This window comes from Agromyces sp. NPDC055661 (genome assembly GCF_053618135.1).
On the sequence record NZ_JBSHHC010000001.1, the window covers coordinates 738,813 to 754,044 of the forward strand.

Sequence of the window (15,232 nt, forward strand, 5' to 3'; positions counted from 1 at the left end):
CAACCAACATCATACGCACAATCAGTTGTCGCGTCAACCAATGCGGTAGGATTGAGTCATGGCGACGGACACGAGATGGCTGAACACCGAGGAATCGGCGGCCTGGGTGCGCCTCATCGCGCTCGCCGAGCTGCTCCCGGGTGCGCTCGACGCGCAGCTCCTGCGCGACGCCGGGCTCACCCACTTCGAGTACGTGGCCCTGATGTCGCTGGCGGATGCCCCGAACCGCACGATGCGCATGACCGAGCTCGCCTCCCGCACGAACGCGACCCTCCCCCGCCTCTCGCACGTCGCCCGCCGACTCGAGGAGCGGGGGCTCATCGAGCGCTTCCCGTGCCCCGAGGACCGCCGCGCGACGAACGCGACGATCACGCAGGCGGGCCTCGACCTGCTCGCCTCCGCCGCGCCGGGCCACGTCGACACCGTGCGTGCGAACGTCCTCGACGCGCTCTCGCCCGACCAGCTCGAGCAGCTCTACCAGATCGCGGGCGCCGTGCTCACGCGCCTCGACCCCGACGAGCGCCTCACCGCGACCTCCTGCCAGTTCAGCGAGGGCCCGGCCGCCGCCCGCATGGGGTGACGCGCGTACGGCGTCGCCCGAGAGTGCGGGAAGTGCCGGAATCCGCGCGCCGTTCCGGCATCGCGAGCACTCTCGGCCCCCGGCGTCAGCGTTCCCCGGGCGTGACCAGCCCGCTCTCGTAGGCGAAGACCACGGCCTGCACGCGATCGCGGAGCCCCAGCTTCGCGAGCATGCGCGAGAGGTACGTCTTCACCGTCGTCTCGCCGAGGTACATGCGCGTCGCGATCTCCGCGTTCGACAAGCCCTCGGCCACGAGGCGCAGCACGTCGGCCTCGCGGTCCGTGAGCGACGCGAGCCCGCGCGCCAGCTCCGGATCGGGCCGATGGGATCCCGCGAAGGACTCGATGACCCGCACGGTCACGGCCGGGTCGAGCAGCCCCTGCCCGGCCGCGACGGTGCGCACCGCGGCGAGGAGCTGCTCGGGCGGCGCGACCTTGAGCAGGAATCCGCTCACGCCGGCCCGCAGTGCGGCGGCCACGTGCTCGTCCTCGTCGAAGGTCGTGAGGATGATCACGCGTGCGTCGCCGGCCGCGAGGATCTCGCGCGCCGCCGTGATCCCGTCGGCGCGCGGCATCCGGATGTCGAGCAGCACGACGTCGGGCCGCGTCCGCGCGACCACCGCCACCACCTCGACGCCGTCGGATGCCTCGCCGACCACCTCGAGGTCGGGCTGGTGCTCGAGCAGCATCCGCAGCCCGGCCCGCACCATCGCCTCGTCGTCGGCGAGCACCACGCGAATGCGGCCGTTCACCCGACGACTCCCGGGAACCCGGCTCGGACGCGGAACCCTCCGTCGGGCGTCGGGCCGGCCGAGAAGTCGCCCGCGAACATCGCGACCCGCTCCCGCATGCCGATCAGACCGTTGCCGCCGCCGGGCTCCTCGCGAGCGGGGTGACGATCCGCGGGTCGGGCGTTCGTCCCGACCGCGGCGAGGGTGGTGGTCGCCGTGGGCGCGCCAGGCGCGTTCGCCACCTCCACGGTGACGCCGCCGCCCGACCGGACCACGGTGACCTCGGTGCGCACGGGTCCGGCGTGTCGGAGCACGTTCGTGAGGGCCTCCTGCACCACGCGGTACGCCGAGACGTCGACGGCCCGCGCCAGGTCGGTGCGATCGCCCTCCACCACCAGCTCGACCGGCAGGCCGGCGGCGCGCACGTCGTCGAGCAGCTCGTCCAGTCGATCGAGCGAGGGCGGTGCGGCCGGCGACGCGTCGTCCGCCTGGCGGAGGATGCCCACGACCGCGCGCAGTTCGGCCACCGACTCGCGGCCGAGCCGCTCGATGCCGAGCAGCATCTCCGCCTGCGGCGCGTCGGGCTGCAGGGTCGACCGCACGGCGCCGACCTGCAGGGTCATGACGCTCACGGAGTGCGCCACGGCGTCGTGGATCTCCCGGGCGATGCGCTGCCGTTCGCGCACGACGGCGGCCCGCTCGGCGGCCTCGCGCTCGGCGTCGAGCGCGGCCGCCAGGCGCGAGAGCTGCGCCGCGCGGTGGCTCGCCCGGCGAGCCAGCAGGCCGACGCCCCAGGAGGCCCAGCAGATGGCAGAGAAGAACAGGTTCTCCCACACGGTCGCGAGCACGGCGTCGGCGCCGGTCGGCCCAGCGGCATCCGTGCTGCCGGCCGACGCGAGGAAGACCCCGAGCGTCGCCATGACCTGGGCGCCGGCGGGCGCGATCCACGAGCGCCGCGGCGGACGCAGGTACGCCGCCCAGCCCGGCAGCAGGAAGAACGCCAGCACGCCCAGTCCGCTGGGGCCCGAGAGGCCGAGCGCGGTCGTCACGGGGAACATCGCGGCGACGACGACGGTCCCCGCGATCGGGAACCACCCGGCGATGAGCGTCCCGGTCACCACGACGACGACGCCCGCCGCCGGAGCAATCGGGTCGGCGCGGAAGCCGGGATCGAGCAGGATCTCGGCGACGCCGATCACGAGGAAGGCGGCGGCTGCGATCATCGGCACGATGCGCTCGACGCGGGTCATGCGGCTCCTCCCTCCGGGCACGTGGCTCAACCGTAATCGAGCGGGCGGCCGCGGCGGGTCCTCCGCGCGGACGACCACGGCGCCCGCAGCGTCCTCCGCACGGACGACCGCGTCGGGCCGTCGGAAGGCAGACGTCCACGGGACCCCGTCCCTACCGTGATCTCCGGCCGCTCGAGACGCAGCGGCATCCGACCTTCACCTTGGAGACGCCATGACCACCACTTCCAGCGCCGCACGCGAGACGGCCCTCGCCCGCACGACCCACCCGACCCAGACCGCGCTCGCGGTCGCCGCCGGCGTGGCACTCGTCGCCGGGCCTGCGCTCTTCTTCGCCGGGCTGGCCACCTCACCCGTGCAGGAGGGCACCGACAAGGCCTCGTACATCGCGTCGCTCGCCCGCGACCCGCTCCTCACGCAGGTCTCCGCGGTGCTGCTGCACTACGGCAACCTGCTGATGGGCGTCGGGATCCTGGCCGTCCCGTGGCTGGTGCGCGGCCGTCGTGGGGCGATCGCGGCGATCGTCGGCGCGTTCCTCGCCGCCGTCGCGTTCCTCGGCAACTCGGGCGCGCTGTTCGCCGACTGGATGCACCTCGAGCTCGGCCGTGCGCTCGAACTCGACCAGGCCGCGAGCATCTCCGACGCCGTGCTCGGACACGGGCTGTTCCAGCTCTCGTTCGGCATCGCCCCGCTCATCTCGCTCGGCCTGCTCGTCGCCTTCGCCGGGCTCGCACGCGCCGGCGTCGTCGGATGGTGGACGCTCGCGGCGATCGTCGCGGGCTACGCGGGCATGCTCTTCCTGCCGTACGACCTGCCGATCCTGCCGGCGGCCGGCGCGCTGCCCATGCTGGCCGCGATCGCCTTCGCGGGTGTGCGGGTGTTCCAGCGCGTGCGGTCCGCTCGCGCCATCGGCTGACCGATCAGGCGACGGATGCCGCGGCGCGCTGCCGCGGCATCCGTCGTGTCCGCCGTGCTGCCGAGCGCAGTGCTGCGGAGAGCAGTGCTGCCGAGGGCAGCGTCGAGCCCGCGGCATCCGCTCGCGACGCAGGCTGGGGACATGAGCGATCACGAGACCCCACCACCCGTCCAGCCCATCGACGCCGAGCTCACCCGACGCCTCTTCCACGAGCGCATCATCGTGCTCGGCGAGGAGCTCGACCAGGCCGGCGGCAACCGGCTCATCGCGCAGCTGCTCACCCTCGCGGCCGACGACCCGCGCCGCGACATCCGCTTCTGGATCAACTCGCCCGGCGGCTCGGTGCCCGCGATGCTCGCGATCATGGACGTGATGCGGGCCATCCCGAACGACGTGACCACGATCGCCGTCGGATGGGCGGCGAGCGCGGGCCAGTTCCTGCTCACGGCGGGCACGCCGGGCAAGCGGTTCGCGCTGCCGCACGCGCGCATCCTCATGCACCAGGGGTCGGCGGGCATCGGCGGCACCGCGGTCGACGTCGGGCTGCAGGCCGACGACCTGCGGTACACGCGCGACGTCGTGCTCGGCATCACCGCGGAGCTGACCGGCCAGCCGCTCGACCGCATCACGCAGGACTCGCTGCGCGACCGCTGGTACACCGCCGAGCAGGCTGTCGACTACGGCTTCATCGACCGCGTCGTGCACGGGTCGGAGGAGCTCTTCGGCGGCAGCGCACGACCCGTCGCCGGACTGCGGGTGCCGGCATGAGCACCTACACGATCCCCTACGTCGTCGAGAAGCGCGGCAACGCCGAGCGCACCATGGACGTCTACAGCCGCCTGCTCTCCGAGCGCATCGTCTACCTCGGCACCGAGATCGACGACGGCGTCGCGAACGTGCTCATCGCGCAGTTCCTGCACCTGGCGTCGGAGTCGGGCGACGTGCCGATCAGCCTCTACCTCAACTCCCCCGGCGGCTCGCCCGGCGCGGCGCTCGCGGTGTACGACACGATGCAGCACATCCGGCCGGATGTCGCGACGACGTGCGTCGGGCAAGCAGGCGGCCCCGCGGCCGTGCTGCTCGCCGGCGGCGCGAAGGGGCAGCGGGCGATCCTCCCCCACGGCAAGGTCACGCTGCACCAGCCGTCGACGCAGGGTCGCGGCACGGTGCCCGACCTGATCCTGCACGCCGACGAGGTGCTGCGCGTGCGCGCCGACCTCGAGGCGGCGCTCGCGGCCGACACCGGCCGCGACGTGATGACGCTGCGGCACGACACCGACCGCGACCTCATCCTGCCGGCGGCCGACGCGGTCGCCTACGGGCTCGCCGACCACGTGCTCACGGCACCGGCGCCGGCGAGCGCTGGGGAATTCGCGACGGCCCGATGACGGATGCCGCGGACCACGCGTCGATGACCTCGCCGAGCCCGGCCGCGCCGAACGCGAGGATCGCGGCGCCGATGCGGCCGGCCTCGTCGGCGAGCTCGCTCGTGAGGACCTCGGGTCGTTCGCGCCACGCCAGGCCCGCGGTCATCCGCTCGGCGAGCGGCTCGAGCAGCACCTCGCCCGCGCGGGAGAACCCGCCGCCGAGCACGATGACGCCGGGGTCGAGCAGGAGGGTGAGGATGTTGAGCCCCTGGGCGAGCACGTCCACCGCCTCCGTCCAGACGCGATCGGCGATGGCGTCCGATCCGAGTCGGCCGACGATCTCGCGCGAGCTGCGTTCGCCGCCGCCGGCCGCCGCGTACCGCCTCGCGAGGCCGGCGCCCGAGACGTAGACCTCGAGGCATCCGCGCTGGCCGCAGGCGCACGGCTCGCCACCGGCGATCACCGGGATGTGGCCGAACTCGCCGGCGGCGCCCGTGGCCCCGGTCACCGTGCCGCCGCGGGTCACCAGGGCGGCGGCCACGCCCGTGCCGATGGGGATGAGGACGAAGTCGTCGCGACCCCGCGCCGCGCCGAAGCGCTGCTCGGCGAGTCCCGCCGACCGCACGTCGTGCCCCACGGCGACCGGCAACGAGAGGGCCGACGCGAGCACGTCGAGCAGCGGCATGTCCTGCCACCCGAGGTTCGACGCGTACCGCACCACGCCACGCGACTCGTCGACCGACCCCGGCGTCACGACCGCCGCGCCGACCGGCGTCGTCGCCGCGGTCAGGGCCAGGTCGCGCAGCTCGGTGAAGAGCTCGACGAGGGCGAGCTCGACGTCGTGCGACGGCGTCAGGACGGTGCGCCGCGCGAACGTGGTCCCGTGCTCGTCGACGACCGCGCCCTTCATGGTGGTGCCGCCGAGATCGACCGCGAGGACGGTCCGGCGGCGATGGTCGGCGGTCATGCGCTCGCCCTCGTGAGGTCGAGGGCGGCCCGCATGCGGGCGACGAGCTCTCCCGAGGTCGCGATCCGGTGGCCGGGATCGTAGCTGCGCGCGGTGGGCGAGGCGTCGACCGTACTGGCGAGCGCCGCGCTGGGCACGGCCGCGCCCGGCCGGAGGTGGACCTCGCCGACCCCGGTCGTCCGGACGAGCGCGTCGACGTGGTCGGGGCGCACCCCGCCCCCGGCGAGTACCGCGATGCGGCCGGAGGCGTGCGCGACGAGCTCGGCGAGCCGCGCGGAACCCTCGAGCGCAGAGGCGGCCCCGCCCGAGGTCAGCACCCGCTCGAAGCCGAGATCGACGAGCTGGTCGAGCGCGGCCAGCTGATCGGGCGTCTGGTCGAACGCCTTGTGGAAGGTGACCGGCACGTCTCGGGCGACCGCCACGAGGCGCTCGGTGGCCGCGCGATCGATGGTTCCGGCGGGCGTGAGCGCGCCGATGACGAACCCGAGCTTGACGTTCTCGGGGCGGGGAAGGGCACGGATCGCTCGGATGTCGGCGGCCATGGCCTCGAGCTCGGCGTTGCTGTAGACGAAGTCGCCCGGTCGCTGGCGGACGAGCACCTGAACGCCGACGTGGTGCACGCGGTCGAACACCGCGGCCACGGTTCCGAGGCTCGGCGTGATGCCCCCGTCACCGAGCGCGGCGCAGAGCTCCAGGCGGTCGGCTCCGGCGGCCTCGGCGACCGGGGCGCCGTCGACGTCGTCGAGGCAGACCTCGAGCAGCGTCATCGTGCGGCCGCCGCCCGGTCGCGCAGCGCCGCGTCGAGGTCGGCACCGATGCCGACCGCGCCGACGGGGCGACTGCCGCCGAGCACCGGAACCCGCGCGAGCTCGCCCGCGCCGGAGACGTCGACGCCGAGCGCGTCGAGCAGGTCCAGGGCCAGCAGCGTCGTGGCCCTCGGATTGCCGTCGACGATCTTCATCGCGACGGCGGTGCCGTCGGGCGCTGCCACGCCGATCACGCCCTCCGCGCCGCCCTTGGCCAGCGCGCCGCGGACGGTCTCCATGAGCCGGGAGTTCTGGTGGCCCGCACCGCCGACGTAGAACGGGTGCGCGCGCATCGCGGCCGCGACCCGACCCGCCGGCGTCGCCGGGTCGGCGAGCACGAGCGCACGGAACGCCTGCGCCAGGCCCCGGACCGTGGTGTCGAAGAGCGGAGCCCCGCACCCGTCGACGGCGTCGTGCCCGACCGCGACGCCGGTGACCTCCGCCATCGTGCGGCGCACCGCCTGCTGGACCGGGTGGCCGTGGTCGAGGTAGTCGTGCGTCGACCAGCCGTTCGCGGCGGACGCGAGGAGCATCGCCGCGTGCTTGCCCGAGCAGTTCATGCGGATCGGCGTCCGTGCGGCACCAGCGCGGAGGAGTCGCTCGAAGGTCGGCTCGTCCTCCGGGCGATCCGCCGGGCAGCCCAGCGCGGACTCGTCGAGGCCGGCGCGTTCGAGCATGCCCTCGACCACGCGCACGTGCTCGTCCTCGCCCGTGTGGCTGCCGGCGGCGATCGCGAGCTCGGGGCCGCGGAGGTCGGCGCCCGCGGCCAGGCACGCGAGCGCCTGCAGCGGCTTCACCGTCGAGCGCGGGAGGATGCGCGCGTCGGGCGTCCCGAGCTCGAGGAGCGTCTCCCCCTCGGGTCCGATCGCGACGATCGAGCCGAAATGGCGGCTCTCGATCATGCCCGAGCGCTCGACGACCGCGAGCTCGGCGAGCGCGGGATCGGTCGGGTGCACGGTGGACGGGTGGGACATCACGAGGCCTTCCTGGCGGCGCCCGAGAGGGCGGGGAGACGAGGGAGTCGGGGCATCGGCGAACCTGTGCGGTGCAGGCGCTGCTGCAGGTGCGCCGCGAGCGCGGAGAGGCTCCCGTTGACGACGAGGTAGATGAGCGTCACGACGAGGTACGTCGGGATGAGCAGGTGGAGGTACGTCGCGAGGACCTGGCCGCGGTAGAGCAGCTCGGTGAACGCCACGATGAACCCGAGCGACGTGTCCTTCATGAGGCTCACGAGCTGCGTCACGAGCGACGGTGTCACGTTGCGCACGGCCTGCGGCAGCACGACGAGTCGCGTGGCCTGCGTGGAGCGCATGCCGAGGCTCAGCGCCGCCTCCCGCTGGCCCCGCGGCAGGCTGAGCACGCCCGCCCGGATGATCTCGGCGAACACGGCCGAGTTCGCGATGATCAGCGGGATCGCGAGCTTCCAGAGCGTGGGCACGTTGATGCCGATCTGCGGGAGTCCGAACAGCATGAGGTAGATGACGAGCAGCACGGGCACCGTGCGGGCGATCTCGATGTACGCGCCGCTCAGGCCGCGGACCCAGGGGCGGTGGCTCATGCGTCCGAACGCGAGCACGACGCCGAGGGCCGCACCGAGCACCGCGACCACCACGGTCGCCTCGAGCGTGCCGAGGAGACCGACGAACAGGTACTGCCAGACGGCGGGGTCGGTGAAGGGGACCCACTTCTCGGCGTCGAGCTGCCCGTGGGAGGCGAACTGCCACAGCCCGAGGCCCACGACGATGGCGAACACCACGCAGCTCACGATGGAGCCGATGAGGTGGCGGCGCTTCGCGAGCGGACCGGGCTCGTCGTAGAGGAACGCGGCCGCGTACCGGGGTGCCCGATCCTGGCGGCGGACGGCCGTCGGGCGGTCGGGGATCAGCTGGGCGGTCATCGGACGATCGCCACCTTTCGTTCGACCCGGCCGGCGGCGAGGCCGATGACGAGCGCGATGCCCATGTAGATGACGCCGGCGCTCGAGAAGATGAGGATGGGCTGGGCGGCCACGAGGTTGATCTTGTTCACGGCGGCCGTCAGCTCGACGACCCCGACCGCGGCGGCGAGTGCCGTGTTCATGGCGAGGGCGATCATGACGTTGCCGATCGGCTGCACGACCGCGCGGAGCGCCTGGGGAAGGACCACGAGTCGCAGCGACTGCGCGAGCGTGAGTCCGAGCGCTCGGGACGCCTCGAGCTGCCCGACGGCGACCGTGTTCACGCCGCTGCGCACGGCCTCGGCGACGTAGGCGGCCTCGTACACGATGAGCACGATGATCGCGGTCGGCGTGAGCGGGAGCATGAGCCCGGCATCGGGCAGGGCGAACACCGCGAGCAGGAGGAGGGCGAGCAGCGGCACGTTGATGAAGAACTGCACGTACCCGAAGGCGGCGACGCGAAGCGCGCGGATGGGGCTCACCCGGGCCACGGTGACGAGCACGCCCAGCAGGATGGAGCCGACCCCGGCGACGACGGCCATCATCAGGGTCGTGCCGAGCGCCTCGAGCACGAGGCCGAGGTTGTCGATGAGGGGATTCATGAGCACTCACTGGCGCGGTGCGCCGGTCGGAGCGGGTGCGGCGTGCCGGTCGGCGCGCCGCACCCGCGTCGATCAGGAACCGGGGACGGAGCCGATCTCGGGCGCCGTGGGGACGTCGGAGTCGGTGACGGTGCCGAGGGTCGTCTTCCAGGCCTCGGCCCAGTGCCCGCTCTTCTGGATCGACAGCAGCCAGTCGTTGACGAACGACTTGAAGTCGTCGTCGCCGTGCTTGAGGCCGATGCCGTAGGGCTCCTTCGTGAAGGGCGTTCCGACGACCTTCAGCGAGGAGTCGTTCGCGGCGTTGCTCGCGAGCAGCGTGTAGTCCTGCACGTACGCGTCGCCGCGGCCCTGGAGGAGTGCCTGCACGGCGGCCGGGTCCGTCGCGAACGCGGTGACGTTGGCCGTGGGCGCCTGCTCCGGCACGGCGGTGACGGCAGGCGTGTTCGCACCGACGATGACCTCCTTGCCGTCGAGGTCCTCGATGCCCTTGATGTCGTCGTTGTCGCTCTTGACCGCGACGGCCAGGCCCGACTCGAAGTAGGGGCCTGCGAAGGAGACCTGCTCGGCGCGCTCGGGCGTGATCGTGTACGTGTTGAACACGACGTCGACGGTGTCGTTCTGGAGCATCGCCTCGCGGGTCTCGGTGGCCGGCGGGACGATCTCGACGTTCGGCTCGCCGAGGATGTAGATCGCGAGGAGCTTGGCGAGGTCGGCGTCGAAGCCCTCGACGCTGTCGGGGTCGGTCGGGTTCTGCTGGGAGAGCAGCGGCGCGTCGAGCGCCTCGGCGACGACGAGCTTGCCGCGCTCCTTGATCCGCTCCATCGTCGAGCCCGGCAGGATCAGGTCGTCGGCGGCGACCGGCGCGTCGGCGAACACGGAGTTCGTCTCGGCCGAGGCATCCGCGTCGTTCTCGTCGCCCGGCAGGCTCGTGGTGCTCGAGCACGCGGTGAGGGCGAAGGCTGCGGCGGCCAGTGCGGCGCCGGCGACAGCCTTCCGTCGTGTGATCCGGAACATGGGTGGTGCGTCCTTCCTCTGGGGTGGTTGGGGTGGTGAAGGTCTCGGGCGACCGCGAAGTCGATGCGACGGCGGGTCAGCGGGGTCGGTGGGACAGCGGGGCCAGTGGGACAGCTGGGCCAGTGGGACAGCTGGGTCAGTGCGACAGCACGGAGGCCAGGAACGAACGGGCGCGCTCGGAGTCGGGCGCATCGAAGAACCGGTCGGGGGCCGCCTCCTCGACGATCTGCCCCTGGTCCATGAAGACGACCCGGTCGGCGGCTCGACGCGCGAAGCCCATCTCGTGGGTGACGACGATCATCGTCATGCCCTCCGCGGCGAGGGAGGTCATCACGTCGAGCACCTCGCCGACCATCTCGGGGTCGAGCGCCGACGTCGGCTCGTCGAAGAGCATGACCTTGGGACGCATCGCGAGCGCGCGCGCGATCGCGGCACGCTGCTGCTGTCCGCCGGAGAGCTGGGCGGGCAGGTGCCCGGCCTTGTCGGCGATGCCGACGCGGTCGAGCAGTTCCATCGCCTCCCGCTTCGCCTCGGCCTTCGGCACGCGGCGGACGTTGACGGGCGCCAGTGTGACGTTCTCGAGCACGGTGCGGTGTGCGAACAGGTTGAACGACTGGAACACCATGCCCACGTCGGCGCGCAGCGAGGCGAGGGCCGGGCCCTCGACGGGGAGGAGCTCGCCGTCGACGCGGATCTCGCCCGCGTCGATGGACTCGAGTCGATTGATCGATCGGCACAGCGTCGACTTGCCGGAGCCCGACGGGCCGACCACGACGACGACCTCGCTCGCCCGCACGGTCAGGTCGATGTGCTTGAGCACGTGCAGATCGCCGAAGTACTTGTCGACACCCCGCAGGCTGACCATGGGCCGGGGCTCCGTTGCTGGCATCTTTCCTCGCATCATCGTCGGGTTGTTGCGGCGAGCGTACTAACATCCTCTTGAAGGTGCAAGTATGCATTTTCTTCATCCAGTTTTGGATGAATAGACGTACAGTAGTCTCGGACGCACCACTCAGCGTCGAGGACTCGGCGTCACACGTGGAGGAAGGGATCCGGGGCGATGAACGGCTCGAACGACCTGCTTCGGCATCAGGCCTCGGCCGGCGCCATGCTCGGTCTCATCCGCAGCGGGCAGGCGCGTTCTCGCGCCGAGATCGCCCGCGTCACCGGACTGTCGCCCACGACGGTGGCGCAACGCGTCGACGTGCTCATCGATGCGGGCTACGTGCGCGAGGCGGGCATGGGCGTCTCGCAGGGCGGTCGCCGTCCGCGCGCACTCGAGGTCGACCCGACGACCGGCGTCGTGTGCGCCGTCGACCTCGGCTCGCAGCATGCGACCTTCGGACTCCTCGACCTCTCGGGCCGGCTCATCGCCACGCGTCGCGAGCGCATCGACATCGCCGAGGGCGTCGAGCCGATCCTCACCTGGATGGTCGGCGTCGCCGACGCCCTCGTCGCGGAGCACGCCGAGCCGGGGCAGCGCCTCCGCGGATTCGGCATCGGGGTGCCGGGGCCGGTCGACTCCCGCACCCGGACGCTGGTGTCGCCCTCGCGCATGCCGGGATGGAACGGGGTCGACGTCGCCGCCGCGGTGACCGACCTCACGGGGCTCCCCACCGTCGTCGACAACGACGCGAACCTCATGGCGCTCGGCGAGCACGGGCTCGATCGGAGCGTCGCCGACCTCGTCTTCGTGAAGGTCGGTTCGAGCATCGGCTGCGGCGTCATCGCGTCGGGCTCGCTGCACCACGGTAACCACGGCATGGCGGGCGACATCAGCCACGTCACCGTCCCCGACGCGCCGCCCGTGCTGTGCTCGTGCGGGCGCACCGGATGCCTCGACGCCGTCGCCGGGGGCCGGGCGATCGTCCGCGCGCTCCGCGACGCCGGCGTGCAGGTCGACAGCGTCGACGACGTCCTCGCGCTCGCGAGGGACGCGCATCCCCTCGCGACCCGGATGCTCCGTGAGGCCGGCACCCGGGTCGGGCGCGTCCTCGCGACGATCATGAACTTCTTCAACCCGCAGCGGCTCGTCCTCGGCGGCATCCTCGGCGAGGCCGAGGCGTTCGTCGCGGGAGTGCGCTCGGCGATCTACCTCGAGTGCCTCCCGATGATCACCGACGAGCTCGAGATCGTCGTGAGCCAGGCGAAGGAGCAGGCCGGGATCCTCGGCGCCGGGGGCCTCGTGCTCGACCGGATCTTCGACGTGCACGAGCTCGAACCGGCGCGATGACGGTGCACCGCATCGCCATCGTCGGCGCGGGGCGCATGGCGCAGGCGCACGCCCATGCCTGGAGCCGGGCCGGGCTGGGCGAGGCGATCTCGTACGTCGTGTCGCCCCGGACCCGGCCGCAGCTCGACGCGGCGCCGCACGCCCGCTGGGTGACGCGGCTCGAGGACGTGCTCGCCGACTCGGAGGTCGACCTCCTCTCGGTCTGCACGCCGACCCCGTCCCATGCCGAGATCGCGATCGAGGCGCTCCGCCACGGGCGGAACGTGCTGCTCGAGAAGCCCATCGCGCTGACTGTGGCCGACGCCGAGGCGGTCGCGGAGGCCGCGCGTCGCAGCACAGGCGTGCTGATGGTCGCGCACGTCGTCCGGTTCATGCGCCGGTACGCGGAGCTCGCCGACCGGGTCGCCGACGGATCGGTCGGCCGTGCTCGGGCGGTCCGCGCGGACCGGCTCTCGTCGGGCCCGCCGGGCGGATCGTGGTTCGACGACGAGCGACGCTCGGGCGGGATCCTCGTCGACTTCGCCATCCACGACTTCGACCAGGCCAACCTGCTGCTCGGCACCCCGGTCGCGGTGCGCAGCGTCGGGGCCGGCGAGCGCGCCGGCGGCTTCGGCGCTCCGGTCGCGACGACCGTGGAGTACGCCGACGGCGGTGTCGCCCAGGTCCTGAGCGTTGCCGACCTGCCCTCCGATTCCGAGTTCCGCAGCGGGCTCGACGTCGTCGGAACGTCGGGCACGGACGCAGTCGACGCATCGGATGCCGCCGAGCCGTCCGACGACCCGTTCCTCACGCAGGCCCGGTACTTCCTGGAGTGCGTGGAGACTCAGGCCGAGCCCGACCGATGCCCGACGGAGGCCGCGATCGCGGCCCTCCGCGTCGCGCTCGCCGCCCGCACGTCGCTCGCGTCGGACGCGCGAGTCCCGCTCGTCGACTGAGGCCGAGGGCCCCGGTCCGAACCAGAGGAGTTCCGAATGAACGCACTCGACACCTTCTCACTGCGCGGGAAGACCGCGCTCGTCACCGGCGGCAGCCGCGGGCTCGGCCGGGCCATGGCGCAGGCGCTCGGCGAAGCCGGAGCCGCCGTCGCGGTCACGGCCACGACCTCGGAGGCCGCGGAGCGCGCCGCCCGCGAGCTCGCCGAGGCCGGCATCCGCGCGTACGGCGTTCGCCTCGAGGTCTCCGACGTCGACGACGTCGAGCGCGCGGTCGCCGAGGTCGAGTCGGAGTTCGGCGCGATCGACGTGCTGGTCAACAACGCGGGGATCGGCATCGGCGGCGCGGCGTTCGATGCGCCCGACGAGGTGTGGCGCGACGTCATGACGGTCAACGTCGACGGCGTCTGGTACTGCAGCCGTGCCGTCGCCCGCCGCATGGCCGAGCGGGGCGGCGGCACGATCGTGAACATCGGATCGATGTCCGCGCAGATCGTGAACCGGACGCGGTGGCAGGTCTCGTACCTCACCTCGAAGGCCGCCGTGCACCACCTGACCGAGGGACTCGCGGCCGAGTGGGCGCCGTACGGCATCCGGGTCAACGCGATCGCCCCCGGCTACTTCCTCACGGAGATGTCGCCCGTCGACCGGCCCGAGTTCACGCCCCACGTCGTCGACCCTGCGCCGATGAAGCGCTACGGGCTTCCCCACGAGCTCGGGCCCGTCGCGATCTTCCTCGCCAGCGATGCGTCGAGCTTCATGACCGGCTCGATCGTCAAGGTCGACGGCGGCTTCACCCTCTTCTAGGGCGAGGGCGTCCCGGGCGGGGCCCCGTCGGGCTACGCGGCGAGGAGGAAGGCGTCGGCGGGCGCTGCGAGGGTGGCGTCGGCGAGCACGATCGTGCCCGCGGCATCCGCACCGGTGAGGTCGAGCGGATGCCCCGGCACCACGTCGGCGCGGAACGCGAACGACGCCTCGACGAGCAGGCGCTCGCGCCGCTCGGCCTCGCGACGTTCGACGTCGAGCCGCGCGCCGAGGCGCTCCCCCACACGGTGCACGACGTCGAACAGCTCGAGCTCGAGCGCGTCGGCGACCGACCCGAGGATCTCGGACGACGGCTCCTTGCGCCCCCGCTCGATCTCCGAGAGGTACTGCGGCGAGACGCCCGCGGCGGCGGCCACCTCGGTGAGGATCCGCTCCTGGACGAGGCGCTCCTCGCGCAGCACCTCGCCGAGCACGTGCCGCCAGAGCGGCTTCGACGCGCGCGGGCCGATCGCCCGCGAGAACTCCACGACCTTGCCCATGTGGCGAGGCTAATCGCGGGCCGCGGTCGGCGTCAGGCCGATCCGCTCAGAGCAGAATCGGATGCCGCGTCGTCGAGCCGCTCGAGAACGCGCTCGGACGCCCGCGCCATCGCCCGCTTCTCGTCGGGAGCGAGCGCGTCGAGGAACAGGCTCCGGATCGACGCCGCGTGGTCGCGCAGCGCGTGCAGCAGCGTGCGCCGCCCGTCGCGCGTGAGCACGACCCACGAGCCGCGCCCGTCGGTGACGCATTCGGCACGTTCGACGAGCCCGCGCGCGGCCATGCGCGTGAGCTGGTGCGAGAGCCGGCTCTTCTCCCAGCCGAGCGCCTCGCCGAGCGCGCCCGGACGGAGCCGCCGGTCGGGCGCGTCGAAGAGCGTGAGCAGCACCGAGTAGTCGGCCTGCGAGATGCCCGCGTCGCGCTGCAGGCGGCCGTCGAGCTCGCGCATGAGATCGCGGTGCATCGTGAGGAAGCCGCGCCAGAGCGCCCAGTCGGCCTCGTCGATCTCGGACACCACGGACATGACGCCAGCCTACCCGAGATTTGGTTGACATGTCATCTTCTCGGGTTATGATGACGCGTCAACCGTTGTGATGACAC

The 15,232-nt window shown here is 72.7% G+C and carries 18 protein-coding genes; 7 read left to right on the forward strand and 11 right to left on the reverse strand.

Translation table 11 applies throughout. The annotated features are described in order from the left end of the window. The first annotated feature begins 58 nt into the window (after positions 1-58). Positions 59-580: a MarR family winged helix-turn-helix transcriptional regulator gene (locus ACWGO8_RS03280; protein WP_376956186.1), complete on the forward strand. Its 522-nt coding sequence runs from the start codon at positions 59-61 to the stop codon at positions 578-580. 85 nt (positions 581-665) lie between these two features. On the opposite strand, the gene ACWGO8_RS03285 is transcribed toward ACWGO8_RS03280, so the two are convergent. After that, the gene (locus ACWGO8_RS03285) at positions 666-1,331 is read right to left on the reverse strand and encodes a response regulator (RefSeq protein ID WP_452041701.1); all 666 of its coding nucleotides are present in this window, start codon (positions 1,329-1,331) and stop codon (positions 666-668) included. Then, positions 1,328-2,560 carry a sensor histidine kinase gene (locus tag ACWGO8_RS03290; protein WP_452041702.1) on the reverse strand — a complete coding sequence of 411 codons (1,233 nt, stop codon included), beginning with the start codon at positions 2,558-2,560 and terminating at the stop codon, positions 1,328-1,330. The genes ACWGO8_RS03285 and ACWGO8_RS03290 overlap by 4 nt, the downstream gene beginning before the upstream one ends. Before the next feature lie 211 nt (positions 2,561-2,771). Here ACWGO8_RS03290 and ACWGO8_RS03295 point away from each other — a divergent pair, with 211 nt between their 5' ends. The 3 genes from ACWGO8_RS03295 (at position 2,772) to ACWGO8_RS03305 (ending at position 4,861) form a co-directional block, all read left to right on the forward strand. Beyond that, on the forward strand, positions 2,772-3,473 hold the full coding sequence (locus ACWGO8_RS03295) for a hypothetical protein (protein WP_452041703.1): 702 nt from the start codon (positions 2,772-2,774) through the stop codon (positions 3,471-3,473). A 141-nt stretch (positions 3,474-3,614) separates the two neighbouring features. Then, positions 3,615-4,241, forward strand: coding sequence for a ClpP family protease (locus ACWGO8_RS03300; protein WP_452041704.1), 627 nt, complete (start codon positions 3,615-3,617; stop codon positions 4,239-4,241). Continuing rightward, complete coding sequence (locus tag ACWGO8_RS03305; protein WP_452041705.1) at positions 4,238-4,861, forward strand: ClpP family protease; 624 nt, start codon at positions 4,238-4,240, stop codon at positions 4,859-4,861. Before ACWGO8_RS03300 ends, ACWGO8_RS03305 begins: the two co-directional genes overlap by 4 nt. On the opposite strand, the gene ACWGO8_RS03310 is transcribed toward ACWGO8_RS03305, so the two are convergent. The 7 genes from ACWGO8_RS03310 to ACWGO8_RS03340 form a co-directional block, all read right to left on the reverse strand. Further along, positions 4,812-5,807: an ROK family protein gene (locus ACWGO8_RS03310; protein WP_452041706.1), complete on the reverse strand. Its 996-nt coding sequence runs from the start codon at positions 5,805-5,807 to the stop codon at positions 4,812-4,814. The two genes, ACWGO8_RS03305 and ACWGO8_RS03310, sit on opposite strands and share 50 nt — an antisense overlap. After that, entirely contained in the window at positions 5,804-6,574 is a 771-nt protein-coding gene (locus ACWGO8_RS03315; protein ID WP_452041707.1) for a copper homeostasis protein CutC, read from the reverse strand. Before ACWGO8_RS03315 ends, ACWGO8_RS03310 begins: the two co-directional genes overlap by 4 nt. Further along, positions 6,571-7,587 (reverse strand): asparaginase, encoded by a 1,017-nt coding sequence (locus ACWGO8_RS03320; RefSeq protein WP_452041708.1) that lies wholly within the window; start codon positions 7,585-7,587, stop codon positions 6,571-6,573. The genes ACWGO8_RS03315 and ACWGO8_RS03320 overlap by 4 nt, the downstream gene beginning before the upstream one ends. Next, the gene (locus tag ACWGO8_RS03325; protein WP_452041709.1) at positions 7,587-8,510 is read right to left on the reverse strand and encodes an amino acid ABC transporter permease; all 924 of its coding nucleotides are present in this window, start codon (positions 8,508-8,510) and stop codon (positions 7,587-7,589) included. The genes ACWGO8_RS03320 and ACWGO8_RS03325 overlap by 1 nt, the downstream gene beginning before the upstream one ends. After that, positions 8,507-9,151, reverse strand: coding sequence for an amino acid ABC transporter permease (locus ACWGO8_RS03330; RefSeq protein WP_376956179.1), 645 nt, complete (start codon positions 9,149-9,151; stop codon positions 8,507-8,509). Before ACWGO8_RS03330 ends, ACWGO8_RS03325 begins: the two co-directional genes overlap by 4 nt. 72 nt (positions 9,152-9,223) lie before the next feature. Next, positions 9,224-10,165, reverse strand: coding sequence for a glutamate ABC transporter substrate-binding protein (locus tag ACWGO8_RS03335; protein WP_452041710.1), 942 nt, complete (start codon positions 10,163-10,165; stop codon positions 9,224-9,226). A 136-nt stretch (positions 10,166-10,301) separates the two neighbouring features. Beyond that, on the reverse strand, positions 10,302-11,054 hold the full coding sequence (locus tag ACWGO8_RS03340; protein ID WP_452041711.1) for an amino acid ABC transporter ATP-binding protein: 753 nt from the start codon (positions 11,052-11,054) through the stop codon (positions 10,302-10,304). 171 nt (positions 11,055-11,225) lie between these two features. On the opposite strand from ACWGO8_RS03340, the gene ACWGO8_RS03345 reads away from it, so the two are divergent. From ACWGO8_RS03345 to ACWGO8_RS03355, 3 genes are read left to right on the forward strand one after another with little or no spacing between them, the layout of a single operon-like run. Then, positions 11,226-12,398 (forward strand): ROK family transcriptional regulator, encoded by a 1,173-nt coding sequence (locus tag ACWGO8_RS03345; protein WP_452041712.1) that lies wholly within the window; start codon positions 11,226-11,228, stop codon positions 12,396-12,398. Then, on the forward strand, positions 12,395-13,333 hold the full coding sequence (locus ACWGO8_RS03350; RefSeq protein ID WP_452041713.1) for a Gfo/Idh/MocA family protein: 939 nt from the start codon (positions 12,395-12,397) through the stop codon (positions 13,331-13,333). Before ACWGO8_RS03345 ends, ACWGO8_RS03350 begins: the two co-directional genes overlap by 4 nt. Before the next feature lie 36 nt (positions 13,334-13,369). Further along, a complete protein-coding gene (locus ACWGO8_RS03355) occupies positions 13,370-14,137 on the forward strand; it encodes an SDR family NAD(P)-dependent oxidoreductase (RefSeq protein WP_452041714.1) in 768 nt (255 codons plus the stop codon). 32 nt (positions 14,138-14,169) lie between these two features. On the opposite strand, the gene ACWGO8_RS03360 is transcribed toward ACWGO8_RS03355, so the two are convergent. Together ACWGO8_RS03360 and ACWGO8_RS03365 are read right to left on the reverse strand one after the other, a co-directional pair. Further along, entirely contained in the window at positions 14,170-14,634 is a 465-nt protein-coding gene (locus ACWGO8_RS03360) for a helix-turn-helix domain-containing protein (protein WP_452041715.1), read from the reverse strand. Between the two features lie 32 nt (positions 14,635-14,666). Continuing rightward, entirely contained in the window at positions 14,667-15,155 is a 489-nt protein-coding gene (locus tag ACWGO8_RS03365; RefSeq protein WP_452041716.1) for a MarR family winged helix-turn-helix transcriptional regulator, read from the reverse strand. Positions 15,156-15,232: the final 77 nt, after the last annotated feature.

Excerpts from the sequence above, each read along its gene's own strand:
- ACWGO8_RS03280 (WP_376956186.1), top strand. The coding sequence starts at position 59 with ATGGCGACGGACACGAGATGGCTGAACACCGAGGAATCGGCGGCCTGG.
- ACWGO8_RS03290 (WP_452041702.1), bottom strand. The coding sequence starts at position 2,560 with ATGACCCGCGTCGAGCGCATCGTGCCGATGATCGCAGCCGCCGCCTTC.
- ACWGO8_RS03295 (WP_452041703.1), top strand. The coding sequence starts at position 2,772 with ATGACCACCACTTCCAGCGCCGCACGCGAGACGGCCCTCGCCCGCACG.
- ACWGO8_RS03300 (WP_452041704.1), top strand. The coding sequence starts at position 3,615 with ATGAGCGATCACGAGACCCCACCACCCGTCCAGCCCATCGACGCCGAG.
- ACWGO8_RS03305 (WP_452041705.1), top strand. The coding sequence starts at position 4,238 with ATGAGCACCTACACGATCCCCTACGTCGTCGAGAAGCGCGGCAACGCC.
- ACWGO8_RS03310 (WP_452041706.1), bottom strand. The coding sequence starts at position 5,807 with ATGACCGCCGACCATCGCCGCCGGACCGTCCTCGCGGTCGATCTCGGC.
- ACWGO8_RS03315 (WP_452041707.1), bottom strand. The coding sequence starts at position 6,574 with ATGACGCTGCTCGAGGTCTGCCTCGACGACGTCGACGGCGCCCCGGTC.
- ACWGO8_RS03320 (WP_452041708.1), bottom strand. The coding sequence starts at position 7,587 with ATGTCCCACCCGTCCACCGTGCACCCGACCGATCCCGCGCTCGCCGAG.
- ACWGO8_RS03325 (WP_452041709.1), bottom strand. The coding sequence starts at position 8,510 with ATGACCGCCCAGCTGATCCCCGACCGCCCGACGGCCGTCCGCCGCCAG.
- ACWGO8_RS03330 (WP_376956179.1), bottom strand. The coding sequence starts at position 9,151 with ATGAATCCCCTCATCGACAACCTCGGCCTCGTGCTCGAGGCGCTCGGC.
- ACWGO8_RS03335 (WP_452041710.1), bottom strand. The coding sequence starts at position 10,165 with ATGTTCCGGATCACACGACGGAAGGCTGTCGCCGGCGCCGCACTGGCC.
- ACWGO8_RS03340 (WP_452041711.1), bottom strand. The coding sequence starts at position 11,054 with ATGCCAGCAACGGAGCCCCGGCCCATGGTCAGCCTGCGGGGTGTCGAC.
- ACWGO8_RS03345 (WP_452041712.1), top strand. The coding sequence starts at position 11,226 with ATGAACGGCTCGAACGACCTGCTTCGGCATCAGGCCTCGGCCGGCGCC.
- ACWGO8_RS03350 (WP_452041713.1), top strand. The coding sequence starts at position 12,395 with ATGACGGTGCACCGCATCGCCATCGTCGGCGCGGGGCGCATGGCGCAG.
- ACWGO8_RS03355 (WP_452041714.1), top strand. The coding sequence starts at position 13,370 with ATGAACGCACTCGACACCTTCTCACTGCGCGGGAAGACCGCGCTCGTC.
- ACWGO8_RS03360 (WP_452041715.1), bottom strand. The coding sequence starts at position 14,634 with ATGGGCAAGGTCGTGGAGTTCTCGCGGGCGATCGGCCCGCGCGCGTCG.
- ACWGO8_RS03365 (WP_452041716.1), bottom strand. The coding sequence starts at position 15,155 with ATGTCCGTGGTGTCCGAGATCGACGAGGCCGACTGGGCGCTCTGGCGC.